The 17,588-nt window shown below is 64.4% G+C and carries 19 protein-coding genes; 8 read left to right on the plus strand and 11 right to left on the minus strand.

Translation table 11 applies throughout. The annotated features are described in order from the left end of the window. Nucleotides 1-10 precede the first annotated feature (10 nt). A complete protein-coding gene (locus AC1DXN_RS20665; RefSeq protein ID WP_477270970.1) occupies nucleotides 11-955 on the minus strand; it encodes a sugar kinase in 945 nt (314 codons plus the stop codon). Nucleotides 956-964: 9 nt separating this feature from the next. Continuing rightward, on the minus strand, nucleotides 965-1,963 hold the full coding sequence (locus AC1DXN_RS20670; protein ID WP_477270972.1) for a DUF2125 domain-containing protein: 999 nt from the start codon (nucleotides 1,961-1,963) through the stop codon (nucleotides 965-967). A gap of 150 nt (nucleotides 1,964-2,113) precedes the next feature. On the opposite strand from AC1DXN_RS20670, the gene AC1DXN_RS20675 reads away from it, so the two are divergent. From AC1DXN_RS20675 to AC1DXN_RS20685, 3 genes are all read left to right on the plus strand, one after another. Continuing rightward, on the plus strand, nucleotides 2,114-2,635 hold the full coding sequence (locus AC1DXN_RS20675; protein ID WP_477270974.1) for a gamma-glutamylcyclotransferase: 522 nt from the start codon (nucleotides 2,114-2,116) through the stop codon (nucleotides 2,633-2,635). Between the two features lie 110 nt (nucleotides 2,636-2,745). Beyond that, nucleotides 2,746-3,693 (plus strand): aldo/keto reductase, encoded by a 948-nt coding sequence (locus AC1DXN_RS20680; protein WP_477270976.1) that lies wholly within the window; start codon nucleotides 2,746-2,748, stop codon nucleotides 3,691-3,693. A gap of 82 nt (nucleotides 3,694-3,775) precedes the next feature. Beyond that, nucleotides 3,776-4,393 carry a LysE family translocator gene (locus AC1DXN_RS20685; RefSeq protein ID WP_477270978.1) on the plus strand — a complete coding sequence of 206 codons (618 nt, stop codon included), beginning with the start codon at nucleotides 3,776-3,778 and terminating at the stop codon, nucleotides 4,391-4,393. Between the two features lie 9 nt (nucleotides 4,394-4,402). Here AC1DXN_RS20685 and AC1DXN_RS20690 read toward each other — a convergent pair whose 3' ends face one another. Continuing rightward, nucleotides 4,403-5,203, minus strand: coding sequence for a lysophospholipid acyltransferase family protein (locus AC1DXN_RS20690; protein ID WP_477270980.1), 801 nt, complete (start codon nucleotides 5,201-5,203; stop codon nucleotides 4,403-4,405). A gap of 102 nt (nucleotides 5,204-5,305) precedes the next feature. Continuing rightward, nucleotides 5,306-6,217 (minus strand): LysR family transcriptional regulator, encoded by a 912-nt coding sequence (locus AC1DXN_RS20695; protein WP_477270981.1) that lies wholly within the window; start codon nucleotides 6,215-6,217, stop codon nucleotides 5,306-5,308. A gap of 114 nt (nucleotides 6,218-6,331) precedes the next feature. Here AC1DXN_RS20695 and AC1DXN_RS20700 point away from each other — a divergent pair, with 114 nt between their 5' ends. Continuing rightward, the gene (locus tag AC1DXN_RS20700) at nucleotides 6,332-6,958 is read left to right on the plus strand and encodes a pyridoxamine 5'-phosphate oxidase family protein (RefSeq protein WP_477270983.1); all 627 of its coding nucleotides are present in this window, start codon (nucleotides 6,332-6,334) and stop codon (nucleotides 6,956-6,958) included. Between the two features lie 3 nt (nucleotides 6,959-6,961). Here the strand turns inward: AC1DXN_RS20700 and AC1DXN_RS20705 are convergent, their stop codons facing one another. The 3 genes from AC1DXN_RS20705 to ftsE all read right to left on the minus strand — a co-directional run bounded on the left by AC1DXN_RS20705 (nucleotide 6,962) and on the right by ftsE (nucleotide 9,461). Continuing rightward, nucleotides 6,962-7,684, minus strand: coding sequence for a YdcF family protein (locus AC1DXN_RS20705; RefSeq protein ID WP_477270985.1), 723 nt, complete (start codon nucleotides 7,682-7,684; stop codon nucleotides 6,962-6,964). A 135-nt stretch (nucleotides 7,685-7,819) separates the two neighbouring features. Then, nucleotides 7,820-8,809 carry a cell division protein FtsX gene (locus tag AC1DXN_RS20710; protein ID WP_477271493.1) on the minus strand — a complete coding sequence of 330 codons (990 nt, stop codon included), beginning with the start codon at nucleotides 8,807-8,809 and terminating at the stop codon, nucleotides 7,820-7,822. Continuing rightward, nucleotides 8,802-9,461 carry a cell division ATP-binding protein FtsE gene (gene ftsE / locus AC1DXN_RS20715; protein WP_477270987.1) on the minus strand — a complete coding sequence of 220 codons (660 nt, stop codon included), beginning with the start codon at nucleotides 9,459-9,461 and terminating at the stop codon, nucleotides 8,802-8,804. The genes AC1DXN_RS20710 and ftsE overlap by 8 nt, the downstream gene beginning before the upstream one ends. Before the next feature lie 190 nt (nucleotides 9,462-9,651). On the opposite strand from ftsE, the gene AC1DXN_RS20720 reads away from it, so the two are divergent. The 3 genes from AC1DXN_RS20720 (at nucleotide 9,652) to AC1DXN_RS20730 (ending at nucleotide 11,452) form a co-directional block, all read left to right on the plus strand. Then, on the plus strand, nucleotides 9,652-10,299 hold the full coding sequence (locus AC1DXN_RS20720) for a hypothetical protein (protein ID WP_477270989.1): 648 nt from the start codon (nucleotides 9,652-9,654) through the stop codon (nucleotides 10,297-10,299). A gap of 186 nt (nucleotides 10,300-10,485) precedes the next feature. Then, complete coding sequence (gene hpt / locus AC1DXN_RS20725) at nucleotides 10,486-11,028, plus strand: hypoxanthine phosphoribosyltransferase (protein ID WP_477246541.1); 543 nt, start codon at nucleotides 10,486-10,488, stop codon at nucleotides 11,026-11,028. Nucleotides 11,029-11,080: 52 nt separating this feature from the next. Beyond that, the gene (locus AC1DXN_RS20730) at nucleotides 11,081-11,452 is read left to right on the plus strand and encodes a response regulator (RefSeq protein ID WP_477270991.1); all 372 of its coding nucleotides are present in this window, start codon (nucleotides 11,081-11,083) and stop codon (nucleotides 11,450-11,452) included. A 3-nt stretch (nucleotides 11,453-11,455) separates the two neighbouring features. On the opposite strand, the gene AC1DXN_RS20735 is transcribed toward AC1DXN_RS20730, so the two are convergent. Next, nucleotides 11,456-12,406 carry a DMT family transporter gene (locus AC1DXN_RS20735; protein WP_477270993.1) on the minus strand — a complete coding sequence of 317 codons (951 nt, stop codon included), beginning with the start codon at nucleotides 12,404-12,406 and terminating at the stop codon, nucleotides 11,456-11,458. A 223-nt stretch (nucleotides 12,407-12,629) separates the two neighbouring features. On the opposite strand from AC1DXN_RS20735, the gene AC1DXN_RS20740 reads away from it, so the two are divergent. Then, nucleotides 12,630-13,511, plus strand: coding sequence for a LysR family transcriptional regulator (locus AC1DXN_RS20740; RefSeq protein WP_477270995.1), 882 nt, complete (start codon nucleotides 12,630-12,632; stop codon nucleotides 13,509-13,511). Here AC1DXN_RS20740 and AC1DXN_RS20745 read toward each other — a convergent pair. The 3 genes from AC1DXN_RS20745 to AC1DXN_RS20755 form a co-directional block, all read right to left on the minus strand. Further along, complete coding sequence (locus tag AC1DXN_RS20745; protein ID WP_477246549.1) at nucleotides 13,490-13,861, minus strand: glyoxalase superfamily protein; 372 nt, start codon at nucleotides 13,859-13,861, stop codon at nucleotides 13,490-13,492. The two genes, AC1DXN_RS20740 and AC1DXN_RS20745, sit on opposite strands and share 22 nt — an antisense overlap. A 38-nt stretch (nucleotides 13,862-13,899) precedes the next feature. Beyond that, entirely contained in the window at nucleotides 13,900-16,488 is a 2,589-nt protein-coding gene (locus AC1DXN_RS20750) for a TIGR02302 family protein (protein WP_477270997.1), read from the minus strand. Between the two features lie 113 nt (nucleotides 16,489-16,601). Further along, nucleotides 16,602-17,543, minus strand: a complete 942-nt coding sequence (locus AC1DXN_RS20755) for a threonine/serine dehydratase (protein ID WP_477246552.1) — start codon at nucleotides 17,541-17,543, stop codon at nucleotides 16,602-16,604. Nucleotides 17,544-17,588 lie beyond the last annotated feature (45 nt).

Consider the following 17,588-nt stretch of genomic DNA (forward strand, 5'->3'; position numbering starts at 1 on the left):
GACCTGAATCTCAGCTCCCTTTGCCTTGTCCGGATGTCGGCCACGTCGCCGCCATCATCGCCAGCGTCTCGGCCCTGTCGGGCGCGCCGAGCCTGCCGCCGAAGCGCAGGCATTTGAGTGCGGCGGCGGCGTTGGCAAAGCGCAGTGCCTGTTCGATCGGCATGGCTTCCGCCAGCCCGACGGCAAAGGCGCCGTGAAACACGTCACCGGCGGCCAGCGTGTCCACCGCTTTGATGCTCGGCGCCGCGACATGGCGCTCAGTGCCGGCCGTACGGTCGAACCACCAGGTACCTGCCGCACCGCCCGTCACCGCGACAAAGGCATCGCTGCGCTGCGCCAGCTCGGCGCAGGCGGTTTCCGGGTCTAGCGCCTTGCCGCACAGAATGCGCGCCGCCGGCTCCGAGGCGACGACGTGCGACGCCAGCGGAAACAGGCGTTCCAGCACGTCCAGTGGCGCGGTGTCGGCGTCCAGTATGGCCGGACGGCCGATGGTGCGCGCTGCCGCGAGTGCAAGGGCTGCCGCACCCGGCCAGCGCACATCGACCAGCACGGCATCGAATGCAGCAAGGTCGGCGTCGGGCAGCGCCTCGGGATCGGCCTGCGCTTTTCGGTCGTAGAAAGGCACGATGATGCGTTCGCCCTGCGCGTCGACCAGGATGGCCGACAACGCCGACCGCGCGCCGGCAACGCGCCGGACAAAACGGCAATCGACGCTCTCGGCTTCGATCCCGGCGATCAGCTGATCGCCGACGCTATCGTCGCCGGCGCTGGCCCACAGCGATACCTCCGCACCGAGACGGCGTGCGGCGCAGGCCGCGCTCGACGCCATGCCTGCGGCGATCTGGACACCGTCCGAGGCGATGAATTTGCCCTGATGCGCGGGCAGCGTGTCGACGCGAAGGATGGTGTCGAGCGTCAGCGCGCCAACGCTCAGGAGCTTCACAGGTCTTTTCATAGGACTTTGCTATTCGACCGGCTTGATCTTGCCCAGCGGGATAAAGCCGAACGAAGCCTTGCCCTTGACCACCTTGAGCGGCATCGACGGTTCGTTGCCGAGCAAAGCGAGTGCGGCAAAACCCTGTTCGATCTGGCTCTTCTGCTCGGGAATGGCGGTGGCGAGGATTGCCGCCACGGCTTTCGGGTCCTTCAGCCTGATCGTCAGATCGGCGTTGACAAGGCCGTCTGCATCGACCGACACCGGTCCGGAAACGGTGATGCGCGCGGTGCCCGACGACAGATCGAGCTTGCGGATGTCGACCTCCTGGCCGCGCAGGCTCTTGGCTTCAGTCATCATCAGCGCCACGCCGTTCTTCAGCGTCGCGTCGCCGCTGCCGTCGAGCGGCGGCAGCACGCGCCCGCCGATCGCGTCGGCATCGATCTCAAGGTCGGTGAAGCTTCCGACATAACCAATGTCCTGGCCATCGGGCTGCAGCTCTCCCGCTGCGGTCCCGGCGCTGAACAACGAAACCGGGTCGGTATCGTCGGCCGGGTCGGTCTGGCCGGACAGGCCCTCGGCCTGCAGCGATACGCGCTGCGGCAGCGGATACCATAATTTGACGTTGGCCTGCAGGTTGTCCCAGTCGATCCATAGCGGCATCATGCCCGGTACGGAGGTTCTGAGCGGACCGCGCAGATTGGCAAAGGGTGACAAGGGCTGGACGATCTGGGCAATGGCATTGAAACTGCCGGCCGACGCCGCGATGTTCTTGGCGTCATCCTCGTAGGCAAGGTTGTCGCAGGAAATAACAAAGCTCAACGGGTAGCCACTGACCTGGAGGTTGGCGCAACCAGCCTCGACGCCATTCTTGTTGAGTGTGGCAACGGCCTTGTCGGCCTCGGTTCTGACCTGGTCAGCCAGATAGAACCAGCCGCCGCTATAGATGGCAAACAGCACAACGATGAACGCCACAAGCCAGAACAGGCCGCGGCGGGACTTTGGTTGGCGTTCGTCACTTGACGTCATGCTTTGGCTCTCATTAACGCATGGGTATTGTGGACGGACCTTCGATTCCGACACCGACAGGTGGACAGAGACGAATAGGTAGACGGGGACGGGCGGAAAAACACCGATTCCCTGCGGTGTTGGCATTCTTTTGCAATCAGGCGCGGCGATATGGGCGATTTTTGGGTGTTTGGCTACGGGTCGCTGATCTGGCGGCCGGGGTTCGCGCATGTCGAGACGCAGCGCGCGCGCCTGCACGGCTATCGCCGCTCGCTCTGCGTCTATTCCTTCGTGCATCGTGGAACGCGCGAGCGGCCGGGGCTGGTGCTCGGCCTCGACCATGGCGGCTCCTGCGTCGGGCTGGCGTTTCGCGTGCCCGGCAATCTGCGTGACGAGGTCATCACCTATCTGCGCGAGCGCGAGCTGGTCACCGATGTCTATCTCGAGCGCACGCTCAAGGTTCGCCTCGACGGCGGCGGCACGGTCGAGGCGGTGGCCTACATCGTCGACCGCCAGCATGAGCAATATGCCGGTGCGCTCGACGCGGCGCATGCGGCGGCCGTGGTGCGCGGCGCCGTCGGCCAGTCCGGCAACAATGAGGATTATGTGCTGAGCACGCTCGAACACCTCGAGGCGCTGGGCATTCGCGACCATTGGCTGGAAGAGGTGGCGCGGAGGGTCGCGCCTTTGTGAAGCGCTGGCCCGTTGGAAAAGGCGAGCAGGCCTTTGACCTCGGCGCGGCAAGACCTAGGTAAGGTCTCCGGGCTTTCCCCCGATCCTTCCCGGCGCCACGGAGATCAGTCTTGCAGAAACGCCGTCTTGGTCAAACCGACCTTTCCATCGCGCCTCTGGTTCTGGGCGGCAACGTCTTCGGCTGGACCGCCGACGAGAAAACCTCGTTCGACCTGCTCGACCGGTTTTTCGACAACGGCCTCAACGCCATCGACACGGCAGACGCCTATTCACGCTGGGTTTCAGGCAACAAGGGCGGCGAGTCCGAAACCATCATCGGCAAGTGGATGAAGAGCCGCGGCAACCGTGATCAGGTCATCGTCATCACCAAGGTCGGCTCGGATATGGGCCAAGGCAAGAAGGACCTCTCCGCGGCCTATATCGAAAAGGCCATCGATGCGTCGTTGCAGCGGCTGCAGACCGATGTCGTCGATCTCTATCTGTCGCACTGGCCGGACCCGACCACGCCCTACGAGGAAACGCTCGGCGCCTATGAGAAGCTGCTGGCCAAGGGCAAGGTCCGCCACATCGGCGCCTCCAACCTCGACGCCGGCCAGTTGCGCGCAGCACTCGATGTCGCAAGCCTGCGCAGCCTGCCACGCTACGAAGTGCTGCAGCCTGCCTACAATCTTTACGACCGCTCATCCTTCGATGGTCCGCTGCGCGACATCTGCCTCGCGGAGGACATTGGCGTCATCAGCTATTACGGTCTCGCCAAGGGGTTTTTGAGCGGCAAATACCGCAGCGATGCCGATCTCGGCAAAAGCCCGCGCGGCGGTGGTGTAAAGGACTATCTCAATGCGCGCGGCATGCGCATCCTCGCCGCGCTCGACACCGTGTCGGCGCGGCATTCGGCGAGCCAGGCGGAAGTGGCGCTCGCCTGGGTGATGGCGCGGCCCGGCGTCACCGCGCCGATCGCCAGCGCCACGACGCTCGACCAGATTGACAGCCTCGTCCGTGCCGCGTCGCTGAAGCTGAGTGCGGAAGACATGGCCGAGCTGGACAGAGCCAGCGCGTAGCCGGACTGCACAATCGTTCAAGACGTCCGGCGCTGCCTGGTCCTATCGTCGTCCGCATCCAGACAGGATGCGGACAAAGCAGATGGCCGGACAGGTTCTCTCCCACACGTGGCAGCAATTGCTGGCCCTGGTGCTTGCGGCGGCTGTCGTCATGGGCAGTCCCGGGCCGGCGACGATCAGCGTCACCGCCATCGGCGCCGCTTTCGGCCTGCGCCAATCGCTCCGCTATACCTCGGGGATCATCGTCGGCACGATCGGAGTGCTGCTGATCGTGGCGGCGGGCGTCATGGCCGTTCTCGCCTCAATACCGAAGCTGGCGCCGCTGCTGGCCATCGCTTCGGCAGCCTACATCCTCTATCTCGCGTTCAAGATAGCGACGGCGCCGCCGCTGGCGGAACGCACGGGCGGGGCCAAGCTCCCGACTTTCCTCGGCGGGTTTCTTCTCGCCGTCGCCAACCCGAAAGCCTATGTGGCGATCGCCGCCGTGTTAGGCACGTCTTCGGGGGCCAACGGCGGGGATCGCGGTATTCCCGCCAGGCTGGCGGTGCTCGCCTTGATGATCGTCGCCATCCATGTGCTGTGGCTTCTCGCCGGGGCAGCGTTTGCGCGCTTCCTGCGCCAGCCGCTGGCCTCACGGATCATCAATCTGGTGTTTGCGGCGACACTGGTTTTGACTACCGCGCTGGCGGTGTGGCGATGAGCGCGCGGTTCAGGCTTTCGCCTTTGCGGCCGCGCCAAGTTCCGCCAGCCGCTTCACCGCCGTTGGCGGCATTGGCGGCGCGTTCGGTGCCTGAGATGCCTCGATGAGCAGTTGGTCGCAGGCGGCTTCGGTGTCGCCGATCAGCCGTTCCATGAACTCGTCTTTGGCCAAGCCAGGCGGGATCGGCGGCAGGAAGCGCGCCTTGATGGTGCCGGGGAAGCGCAGGAATTTCCGGCGTGGCCAATAGAGGCCAGCGACATGGGCGACCGGCACCACCGGAATGCCAAGCTGCGCATAGATTTCGACGATGCCGTATTTGTAGGACGGTTCGTCGCCCGGCGCCCGGCGCGTGCCCTCGGGATAGATGATCAACTGGCGGGGATTGCGCGCCAACTCCTCCTTGGTCGCGGCGACCACGGCCTTCAACGCCTTGGAACGGCTGCCGCGATGCACCGGGATCATCCGCATCTTCAAGATGTACCAGCCGAAGAACGGGATCCAGGTCAATTCCCGCTTCAAGATGTAGAGCGGGTCCTGCAGGAAGGGGAAGAAGGCGATCGCGTCCCAGAAGGACTGGTGCTTGGGCGCCAGGATGAACGAGCCTTCGGGCAGGTTTTCCTGGCCGGTGATCTCGCTCCTGGTGCCGGCGATCTTGGCGTAGAGCCACAGGCTGGTGCGCGACCAGAATTTCGGCACAAACCAGGCGCGATGGCGCGGCGAGAGGAAATAGTAGGGCGTCCACAGGATCATCTGGACGATCAGACTGACATAGAAGACGAAGTTGAACGCCAGCGAGCGGATATAGAGCATGCGGGAAGGCCCGGTGAGGAGGTGTGCGTTGGTTACACCAAGCGCGGGCAAAAAGGAAACAGCGCAATGGCCGGGATCAATCCGTCCTGAAATGAACCGCTGTCAGCCCTGCCACGTCGCCCGCGCCAGCCGTTGCTTCAGGCGCGGGGCGGCGAAATCGAGGAAGGCACGCAGTTTCACCGGCAACAGGCCCTGGCCGGCATGGACCAGGCTCGCCGGCCACGACTCGGGCTCGAACGCCTCCAGCACCGGATGCAGCGCGCCCGACCGCACCGCGGCTGATATCTGGTAGGAAAGCACACGCGTCATGCCGACGCCGGCAATCGCGGCATCGATCGCCGCTTCGGCGGTGTTGACCTGAAGCCGGGAACGGATCGGAACCGTGAGTTCCGTCTTGTCGGCGAGGAAGGTCCATGTGGCGAGGGAGGCAAGCCCCTCGAAGGTGATGCAGCTGTGTGCCGCAAGCTCGTTCGGCGTCTTCGGCGTGCCGTGCTCGGCCAGATAGGCCGGGCTTGCGCAAACAACATGCCGGATCGAACCGACACGGATGGCAACCATGCTCGAATCGGCAAGCGGGCCGATGCGGATGGCGAGATCGATATGCTCTTCGATCAACTGGCTTATCCGGTCGCCAAGCGTCAGTCGCACATTCACATCGGGATAGGCGGCGAGGAATTCGGTGACCACCGGCAGCACATGCAGGCGGCCAAAGACGATCGGTGCGGTGATGATCAGCTCGCCTGTCGGGGCGCTGTATTCGCCGGCGGCAATGCGCTCGGCCTCGCCGACCTCAGCCAGAATGCGACGGCAGGCGACAAGATAGGCGTGACCGGCGTCGGTCAGCGTCAGCTGCCGCGCCGAGCGGTTCAACAGGCGTGTTTTCAGATGCCGCTCCAAATCGGAGACCTTGCGGCTGACCGTCGCCAGCGGCACGCCGAAACGGCGTCCGGCGGCGGACAGGCTGCCGGCCTCCACCGCGGCGACGAAAAGCGACATGGCTTCAAGACGATCCATGACTCTCCCGAAAAATGGAAGGACAGGTTACAGATATGTCATCTACATCCGAAAGATGGAAGGCTTTATCTGTGGCGTGTAACGGTCGGCAGTTCGGCCTTGAAGGAGGCTTCCATGAACGCTCAAGCTTTCACCAGCGACGTCGCCTTTACGCCGACCATCAAGGCGATTCAGACCCGCAAGGGCTCGCGCCAGGCCTATGCCCGCGTCGAGGAGCGCGGCGGCTGGCAGGCTGACATCACACCGGACCTCGCCGCCTTCATCGAGGCGCAGACCAGCATCTTCCTGTCGACCGCCAATGCCGACGGCCAGCCTTACATCCAGCATCGCGGCGGGCCGGCCGGCTTCCTCAAGGTGCTCGAGGCGCACACGATCGGCTTTGCGGATTTTTCGGGCAACAAGCAATTCATCACCCAGGGCAATCTGAACGACAACCCGCAGGCCTTCCTGTTCCTGATCGACTATGCCCACCGGCAGCGCATCAAGATCTGGGGCACGGCGCGGATCGTCGAAGATGACGCCGAGCTTTTGGCGAAGCTGATGCCGCAGGATTACAAGGCGCGCCCCGAGCAGGTCATACTGTTTACGGTTTCGGCCTGGGATTCCAATTGCCCGCAGCACATTCCGCAGCGTTTCGAGGCCGCCGACGTGGCGGCAGCCCTTGCCGAACGCGACAAGCGGATTGAACGCCTCGAGCAGGAGATCGCGCGGCTGCGTGGCGCATCGGGCGCGATGGGGTGATGCTCAGTCCTTGGCCGTTGAAACCTCGGCCAGCGCGATGCCGTCAGCGGTCTGGCGAAGCGGTACGATGCCGCGCGCCAGCGCCAGCAAATATTTGCTGTACTCGGTCAACAGCACGCGCAGCGCCTCCGGCTTGGTCAGCCAGCCGCCATTGTCGAGGTTGCTGTTGACCACCGGATAGGGTTCGAGCCTGGCGCCGTGCAGCAGTCGGCGCATCTCCAGCAGGCTGCGCGGCATGTGGTAGTTGTTGGTGACCAGGATGACGGTGCCATAAGCGTGGCTCTCCACCCATTTGGCGCTTTCCTCGGCGTTGCCGATGGTGTCGAGGGCGGCGCGGTCGATGTCGACACAGCAGGAAAACAGCGCCTTGTCGCCACCGGTCGCGGCTTGGAGCTGACGGCGGCTGGCGGAGGGATGAACGCCGCTGATCAGCAGCCGCGCGCCCTTGCCTGAAGCGAGCAACTCCATTGCCGCATCGAGTCGCGACTGGCCGCCGGTGAGCACGATGATGGCGTCGGCCTTTGCCGGATTGGCCGGGGTCGTCAGATGGCTGACCGTGTTGGCAAACCAGCCAAAGCCGCCGGCAAACAAGGCTACCAGCAAAAGCAGACAGAGAAGTGAGATACGCAACGCGGCCATCAAACGGCTCAGCCTGCCGCGTTCATGCGAACGGGCAACCACCACTGGCATCTGTCCAACCGTACCGGTCGAATCCGCGTCCATCATCCTATGGTTAATCCTGAAATGCGGCCTTTGGTAGGTAAAAAAGCGCACATTGCGTTACGGCAGTCTTCATCCGTGATCTTTTCCTGGATGCATGGCGTTGCTCCAAAGCCGGTTTCCACTCTTGGGCGGCGCGCATTAGCCTCCATCCGGTTGGCGAACATCGATATCGCTGAGATAGGCGACGACGGTGGCGTGGGACGTTGCCGCCGTCAGCGCACCGATCACCAGCACCATGAGGCCAACGCCGAGATAGCCAGCCGAACCGATGGCGAAATTGCCGAACAAAGCGGTTGCCTGGTCGGCCTGCGGCGTTGCCATGTTGCGTGACGACCACCAGGAAAAGACGATGAAGACGAGGATTGCCGCGGCGCCGCCGGCCGCTGCACCCTTCATGCCGGTGACGAGAAAGTGCCGGCGGAATTCACGCGCGATGAAGCGCGCCTCGGCGCCGACGAAATGCAGCACTTCGATGATGTGGCCGTTGCCGGCCATCGCACCGCGCGTTGCGAACACCACCGTCAGCACGGTTGCCGACAGCATCAGCGCCAGCACGGCAATGCCGATGGTCACCGTGGTGCGGGCCATGGCGACCAGCCGGTCGACCCAGGTGCGATGATCGTCGAGCGAGGCGCTCGGCAGTTTGGGGGTGATCGCCGCGCGCATGGCAGCGAAATCGGGCGGGCTGTTCTCATCGATGGTGACGATGATCAGACGCGGCACCGGCAGTTCGTCGATGTTCAGGCCCGAGCCCAGCCACGGCTCCAGCAGGCGGGCCGTTGCCTCGCGGTCGATGATCTGGGTCGCCTTCACACCGGGGAATTCGCCGGCAATCTGCGAGGCCTGAGCAAGGGCTGCCTCCATGTCGAGGCCGTCGACCGGTTTGATCTGGATCGTCGCCTCGCGCGAGATCTGGTTCTCCCAAACGGAAGCCGTGTCGCGCACCAGCGTCACCGCGCCGAAGGTCAGGCACGACAGGAAGGTCATGATGGCGATGACCAGCACCAGCGCCCGACCGGCAATGTTCTGCGCCGGCACGATCGGCGCCATCTTGCGCTGGGCACGCGGCGGCGCCTCGGCATCCTCGATGTCCTGGTCCTGGAGATGCTCGGCGGACAGGTCAGTCATAGACATCCAACCTTCCGCCGGCCAGGATCATGCGCCGGGCGTCGACCTGTTCCATCAGACCGAGGTCGTGGGTTGCGATCACCACAGCGGTGCCCAGCCGGTTCAGCTCGATGAACAGCCGCAAAAGCCTGCGCGCCAGCGGCGGGTCGACATTGCCTGTGGGTTCGTCGGCCAGCAGGATCTCGGGCTGTTCGATGAGCGCGCGGGCAATGGCGGCGCGCTGTTTTTCGCCGCCGGACAGCACCGGCGGCAGCACATGCATGCGTTCGCCAAGGCCGACCCATTTCAACAGCTCGGTGACGTCGGTGCGGTAGCTTGCCTCTTCGCGCCCGCGCACGCGCAGCGGCAGCGCCACATTCTCATAGGTGGTCATGTGGTCGAGCAGGCGAAAATCCTGGAACACCACGCCGATGCGGCGCCTCAGATGCGGCAGTTCGTTGCGCGAAATGCGCGAACGGTCCTTGCCGAAGATGGTGATCAGCCCGCGTGTCGGCTTCAGCGACATGAACAACAGGCGCAGCAGCGTCGTCTTGCCGGCGCCCGAAGGGCCGCTCAGGAACTGAAAGGAGCGCTCCGGAATGTGCAGGGAGATGTCGCGGAGGATTTCCGGACCCATGCCATAGCGGAGGCCGACATTTTCGAAGCGGATCACGTTCGACGACCTGAAACTCTCGGCGGCAACGAGCCAGCCATTTCTGTGAAAAGACCATCGGCCGGCATGGTTAACCCTTGGTTAATTTTGGGGCTTTTTCGGGTCGGCACTGAGGTTCCGGTGGGGAAGCGTTAACCATTTCCGTTTACGCAAAAGAAACGAAGAGCGAACGTGTTGCAATACTGGGGCCGTGATGGCTGACGATCGAACGGCGCGCCCGGTTTCCGGCGAAATCATGACCGGGTCAGCGCCCGCACCGGAACATATCATGCGTGGACCGGCGGCTGACATCATCGATGCCGACTATGAGGTGCTGCCGCGCTTTGCCGCGACGGCGGAAGCCGTGCCGTCGCCGCTGCCGCGCAGCGTCGCCGCGCCGTCGATCGAAGGCATGGATATGCTGCGCAAGCCGGAAGCCACACCAGGCCGGCTGCCGGCCGCACGCGGCGGGCCGATCTTCTGGATCGCCGGCGTCAGTGCCGCTTTGGCTGCCTTCTGGGTCTCGGGCGGCCACGCTCTGGTGCGCCAGACGCCGTTCTGGGCTGCTGCACAGCCGGCCGGTGCCGCACTCCGCCTTTCAGGCGTCACCTCGCACGTCGACGCGTCCGGCCCGACGCCGATCCTGTTCGTCGATGGCGAAGCCGCCAATGACGGGGCCAAGCCCGCGCAATTGCCAGCGCTGGAAATCCGCGTCACCGGCAATGACAGCCACATCACCCGCTATAGGTTGGGGACATCCGACCGTTCGCTGGGGCCGGGCGAAAGATTTGGCTTTGCCAGCCGCCTCGACCTGCCTAGAAGCGGGGTAAGGACCGTGTCGGTCGCCTTCGCCGACTAGGGTGTATTGATATTCAGGTGATGCCGGCCTGCGAACGGCGGCTTCCTGCGCTTCCGGTGCTCACGTACTTTATGTACGCTCCGCTCCGGTTCTCGGAAGCCACCATTCTCGACTCGGCCTGACCTGAATCTCAACACACCCTGGCGCGAGGGGCGTAGTAGACGAGCATCTTGGAGAGGCGAAAAAATGCCAGTCGTGCGCGGCAAGGACATCGAAGTCCTGTTTTCGGCGTCCGCCATTGCGCGGCGCAATCTCGAGCTCGCCAAGGAGATCGCCGAACACGATTACCATGACCTGCTGGTGATCTCGGTGCTGAAAGGCTCGTTCATCTTCGCCGCCGATCTCATTCGCGCCATGCACGATGTCGGCCTGTCTCCCGAGGTCGAGTTCATCTTCATTTCCAGCTACGGCGCCGGCACCACCAGCGGCGAGGTGAGGGTGCTGCGCGATATCGACAACGAGGTCGCCGGCCGCGATGTGCTTTTGATCGACGATATCCTCGAATCCGGCAAGACGCTGAGCTTCACCCGCGAGCTGATGCTGTCGCGCGGCGCCAAAAGCTGTGCCATTGCCGTGCTGCTCGACAAGCGCATGCGCCGCCAGACGGCGCTCAACGCTGACTATGTCGGCTTCGACTGCCCGGACTATTTCGTCGTCGGCTACGGCATGGATGTCGCCCACGCCTTTCGCGAATTGCCATTCGTCGGCATCGTCAAAGGGGATGCATAAAGCCGGTCACGGTTCAGGAAAAGTCAACTTTTCCCCGGCAAGTATCCTGCCCATGGCAAAGCTTCTGATCGTCGAGGACGATGAGTCCGTCCGCACTCTCGCCGCCCGCGCGCTCGAACGCGCCGGGCATTCGGTCACCGTTGCCGCCGATGGCGCGCAAGGGCTTGCCCTGATCCGCGCGGCACTTGGCGGCTACGACCTCGTTGTCTCCGACATCCGCATGCCGGAGATGGACGGCATCGAGATGGCCATGGCGGCCGCCGCACTTTTCCCGACGATGAAGATCCTGCTGATGACCGGCTATGCCGACCAGCGCGAGCGCGCCGAGGAACTGAACGGCATCATTCTCGACGTCGTGCAGAAGCCGTTCACGCTGGCCGAAATCCGCGCCCGCGTCGAAAAGGCGCTCGCCTGCTTCGCCTGAAGGTCATGCCGCGTCGCCGGTTGCAACAAGCGCAGGCGTTGCGCCCTTGCGTCGCTCGGTGTTGAGGGCGAGCAGACCGGCGCCGACGATAAGCGCTGCGCCGATCGCGGTCGTCGATCGCGGGACTTCGGCAAAGAACAGGAAACCCCAGAGCGGCGACCAGATGATGCCGGTGTATTCGAAGGTGGCGACGCGGTTGGCGGGCGCCAGCCGATAGGCCTGCGATAGCAGGATCATGCCGGCCGAGGCGACGAAACCGCAGGCTGCCATCTTGAGAAAATCCGGCGTCGCCGGCCAAATCCATGGCCGCACCAGGAATTCGAGGCTGGGATGGACGGCGTGGGTGATGCCGGCAAGGCGGAACAGGCCGGCGACCACCGCGGCGCCGACCAGATAGGCGCCGTTTTGATAGAACGCCATGACGGTCGAGGATTCGGTGTCGCCGATCTTGCGTGCCATCAGCTGCGAAAGGCCGTAGAGCAGCGCCGAACCGAGCGACAGCAGCGCCGCCCAGTCGAACAGGCCGGCGCCGGGCCGCAACATCACCAGAACGCCAAGCATGCCGATAAGTACGGTGGTGAGCGTCTTCCAGGAGACGCGTTCGCCAAGATAGGGGCCGGCCAGCGCCATGATGAACAACGGCGCCATGAAGTAGAGCGCCACCGCGTCGGCCAGCGGCAAAGCGGCGATAGCCAGATAGTAGATCGTGTAGGATGAGAATTGGGTGAAGGCGCGCGTCGTCAGCATGCCAAACCGCTTCGACAGGACGGCTGGCAAGCCGACATCGATGTGGACGAGAAAGATCAGGATCGGCAGAGCGACGATCGAGCGGATGGCCATCACTTCGGTCACCGGATAGGTGCCCGATACGGCCTTGACCAGCGGGTCCTGGAGCGAGAACACCAGTACGCCAAGGCAGAGGCTTATGATGCCAAGGACGATCCGGTTCTGCATGTCGTTCCAACCGTTCACGTGCCGCCGAAAGCCGGGCCTGCTTTCAGGTAAAAAGAACCCGCCACCGTTTCGGGCAGCGGGTATGAGTGAGGACTCTACAAATTGGTCCGCGGCCGATTTCGCAGTCGCATATCCAATGGGAAGCTGACTATCCTCCGCCGTTTGACATGTTGCAAACGAATTGGAATGATGCCAGCAATCAGATTTTCTTATGGCGGATAGCATGAAGCCGACGCTCGACAGCGATCTCCTGCGCACCTTCGTCGCGGTGGCCGAAACCGGCAATTTTACCAAGGCGGCGGAGCAGGCCGGCCGTACCCAGTCGGCGGTTTCGATGCAGATGAAGAAGCTCGAAGGCATGGTCGGCGACAGCCTGTTCGAACGCGGATCGCGCGGCGTGGCGCTGACGCGGCGTGGCGGCGAGCTCATCGCCAACGCCCGGCGTATCGTCTCGCTGCTCGACGAGACGGCGGCGTCGATGGCGGCGGCGCCGCTTGGCGGGCCGGTGCGCATCGGCATTCCCGAGGAATATGGTCACGCCATTCTTTCGCGCGCACTCGGCGCGTTTTCGAAACGTCACACAAAGGTCGAGGTGACGGTGCGCTACGCCCATTCGGGGGCGCAGATGGCGGCACTCGCTGCCGGCGAACTCGATCTCTGTGTGGTGTTCGAATGGCAGGACCCTTCCGGCGGCGAAGTGCTGATGCACGACCCGACCGTGTGGGTGACGTCGAACCTGCATCACATGCATGAGGAACAGCCGGTGCCGATCGCCCTCTACAACCGGGCAGGTTGGTGCAAGGACTTCGCCATCAAGTCACTTGAGCAACGGGGGCTTGCCTATCGTGTCGCTTATACCAGCGACACCACCGGCGGTCTGAAACTCGCTGTCACCTCAGGGCTGGCAATCGCGCCGATTTCGCGCAGCAACATTCCCGATGGTTGTCGCGAACTCACATTGGCCGATGGCTTTGGTGCCATCGATGCCTCCAATGTCGTGATGCACCGCAATCCGAATGCGTCGGGCGAGGCGATCGACGGCATGGAGGAGGCAATCCGCGAGGCGTTCGTCAACAGGCAGGGTCAGCCAGCCGCTTCCTCGTAGAAATGCAGCCGGTTGCCGAACGGATCGGTGACCGATATCTCGCGGCTCTTCCACGGCGTGTCTTCGAGACCCGGCCGCGCGAAGCGGTATTTCTTGCCGATCAATTCGCGATGCAGTGCCGCGATGTCCTCGACCTGAATTCGCAAGGCCGCGCCCGGCGCACCGTCACCGTGATGTTCACTGAGATGCAGGATGCAGCCGTCGCGGCGGACCGCCATGTAGAGCGGCGCGTTGTCGTCGAAGCGGTGCTCCCATTGAATTTCGAAGCCGAGAAAACCGACATAGAATTCCTGCGCCTTGGCGATGTCGAAGATGCGCAGAATGGGGGTGATCGCGCCGAGTTTCGGCATGGCGTTGCAACCGTTCGATAGGTTCAGGGGCAGGGTGGTTATTTGAGCTCCAACAGCCGCTCGAGATAGCTGCGCTCGATATCGGGGCTCAGCGCATTGCCGAGCCGCTTGCGGATCGCTTCGAGGATCTGGCGGGCACGCTGCACGTCGATCTCGTCCGGTACCTTCACCGAGTTGCCGTCGTCAGGGCCGTTGGTAGCGCGCGGCCGGCCGAGCGGATCACGGTCGGCGTCCTGCTGGCGGCCGCCTTGCTCGCTGCCGCCCTGGTCGCCCTGCATGGCCTGCAACTGTTTCATCATGTCCTTGGCGCCCTTGCGCAGCGCCTCCAGCGCTCGGCCCTGGTGGCCAACGGCCTGGTCGCCTTCGCCCTCGCCGAGCGCCTGTTCGGCATTGCCCATGGATTTGCCGGCCTCGCCAAATCCTTCATTGGGCTCCATGCCCAGGCCTTCGAGACCCTTCTTCAGCTGCTCAAGGTCGCTTTGCAGCTTGCCCTGGCCTTCCTGCAACTGCTTCAGCGCTTCAGCGAACTCCTGCGGCGTCATCGGCTTCTGCCGGGCGAGCGGGTCGCGGTCGTCACCCGGGCCGGGCTTGTCCTGATCCTGTCCGCCGCCATTTTCGCCAAGCTGCTCGTCGCGGTTCTGGCCGCGCTGACGCTGGCCGCGCTGCATCTGGTCCATGCGGAAGGTGTCGTTCATCATCTCCTGCTGGCGCCGCATGATCTCGCCGAGCTTGTCCATCTGCTGGCGCATCTCGCTGTCCTGCTGGTCGCCCTGTTGCTGGCGTCCGGCCTGCAGATTGTTCATCATGTCCTGCAGTTGCGACAGCAACTCCTGCGCCTTGTCGCGATCGCCTGATTTCGCCAGATTCTCGATCTGGTCCATCATGCGGTCGATATCGCTCTGGCGCAGTTCCTGGCCGTTCTGCTGCATCTGCGGCGCGTTCGGATTCTGCTGCGCGCGCTGCGCGAATTCCTGCAGGAACTCGTTCATCGCCTCGCGCAGTTCCTTCATCGCCTTTTCGATTTCCGCATCGCTGGCGCCGTTCTTGATCGCGTCCTGCAGCGCCTGCTGCGCCTGGCGCAGCCGCTTCTCGGCGGCCGACAGATTGCCTTCCTCGATGCCGAGCGCGATTTCCCAGAGATAGGACACCTCGTTGCGCAGCTGATCGTCGCTGTCGGCCATCTTCAGCCGGCTGCGGGCGCTCATGATGGCGAGGTAGTGCGCCATGTTGTCGAACGTGTCTTCGGGGCGGATGGTGATCGCGTCCATCAAGTCGAGCACGTGGTTCTTGGCGTTGGCGTCGAGCGCCAGCAGGCGGCGCTGCTCGATCACCGCCCTTGCCAGCGGATTGGAGAATGGCCGCTCCGGCATCACCAGCGTCTTGGTCTCGCTGGTTGCGGTATGTCCGGCATCGTCGGTGGCGACCAGCGTCAGCTTGATGCTGTCGCCCGCCCAGACGTGCTCGGTCAGGTCCTTGGTGGTCTTGGCGACGTTGGTCTTGCCGCCGCGGCGCGGCAGCGCCAGCGGCAGTTCGGGCGGGCCGTAGAGCGGGTGGGCGGTGGGCGCCTGCGGGTCGGCCAGCGCGAAAACCGCCTTGCCGGTGGCCGCGCCATAATCGTCGTCTATCTGGTAGCTGAGTTCGAAGGCGCCGTTGGCGGCACGCTTTGGTTCGCCGACGAAATGGATCTGCGGCGGCTTGTCCGGGATCACTGTGAAAGCCCAGTGGCCAAGGTCGGCTTCGCCCGATTTCAGCGTCAGCGTGCCGTCAGCAGTCAGCTTGCCGGTGAACTGGCGCAGCTTGGGCGTGGCGGCCGCCGGCTTGGCCGTGGTGGCTTTCGGTCCGGCCGGGTCGATAATGCGGGCGTTGCCGCTGGCGTCGGCGTAGCTCAGCGTTTCCTCGCCCGAACCGCCGGTGACGCGCAGCGAGACGTCGCTGCCTTGCGGAACGTTAAAGGTCAAGGCGGCCTGATTGGCGTCAGCGGTGAGGAAGACCGGCGGCTTGCCGGTATAGGCAGGCGGCGTCACCCAGGCATCGATGCGCGGCGGCACCGTGTCGCGTGCCGCATGGGCATTGAAGCCGTCGCCTATCCGGCCGCCCGACGGTCCGAAGGAAAAGGCAAAGGCGGTGACCAACAAAAGGGCAGCCACGGCGCGCAGCCCCCATGGGTCGCGCTCCGGCACGCGCGTGCGCGGCAGGTCGGCGCCGAGGTTGCCGAGCTGGTCGGCCATGCGCTTCTGGTGCTCGCGCCACAGCGCCTGCGAAAAGCCGCTTTCCTTGCCGCTCGGCCGATCGGTCTGCACCAGCACGGGGCTGTGCAGCAAATTGTTGGCCGCTTCGATGCGGCGGTCGATCTCGGCAGCGGACGGCAGTTTGAAGAAACGCAGCGGATAGAGTGCCGCAAGGCCGGCGATGGCGAATGCGGCGACGAGGCCGATGCGCACCATGTCGGGCAAGCGGGGGAAGAGGCCAAGCCAGGAGATGCTGAGGAACAGGCTGGCGACGATGACCAGCGGCAGCAGCAACGGCCAGCCGCGCTCGACCGTCATCGAGACCCGCGTCGCCAGCCGGCTCAAGGCAAGGCGCCCGGCCAGGCCGCGATCGCTGCTGGAAGTGGGTCGTTGCGTCATCGGCCCTTCCTGTCCGGGCGGGATAGCCCGGACTCACGAACGGAAGTTTACCAGCAAACACGGCAAAGGCGAGGCGGCAGTTAAAACGTGAACAGGTCTTGTCGCGGTTGCGGCTAGAAATTCGCCGGATTTGCGTTGGCTCCGCAGACCAGCACGGCGACACGCTCGCCTGGCGATGGTTCGTAGCGGCCGGACAGGATCGCCGCGAAGGCGGCCGCACCACCCGGCTCGGAGATGATCCGCACCCGGTCCCACAGCGCTTTCTGCGCGGCGATGATGTCGTCGTCGCTGACCAGGAGGGAGCGTTCGACGAAGGCCTCGGCGATCGGGAACATCATTTCGCCGACGCGCTTGGGGGCCAGCGAATCGGCGGCGATGCCTTCCGCCGGTGCGTCGACCGGCTGGCCCGCCTCCAAAGCGCGGAAGAGTGTCGGAGCCCCTTCGGGCTCGACGGCGATGATGCGGATCCGGCCGGCAAACCAGGCGGCGATGCCGCCGATCAGGCCGCCGCCACCGACAGCGACCAGCAGCGTGTCGAGTTCGGGCAGGTCTGCCTCGATCTCGAGCCCGAGCGTGCCTTGGCCGACCAGCGTTTCCGCCTGGTTGAAGGCGTGGATCTGCAGCGCACCGGTCTTTTCCGCGAAGCTTTCACTGGCAGCCAGGGCCTCGGCATAGCGGGCGCCGCCGACAACCAGATCGGCGCCGTAGCCGCGGATGCGGTCCAGCTTTGCCTGCGGGCTGACTTCGGGAACGAAGATCGTTGCCTTGTGACCGAGCCGCATGGCGGCATAGGCGACCGCGGCGCCATGGTTGCCGCCCGAGGCGGCGACGACGCCGGCCTTGGGCACCGGACGTTCAAGCAGGTTGGTGAAGGCGCCGCGCGCCTTGAACGAGCCGGAATGCTGCAGGCTTTCGAGCTTCAGGTCGACGGCATGGGCGGGGCGGCCGAAATCGGCCATGTCGACCCGCAGTGTCGGCGTGTGGCGCACGAAGGGCCGGATGCGCGGCTCCATCGCGGCGATGCGCTCGCGGGTGATTGTGTTGCCGTCCGGCATGGTGCGCTCCTGACAAGATTGACATTGCTTAGTAACTTAGCAAAA

This window comes from Mesorhizobium sp. P2_H9 (assembly GCF_056403215.1).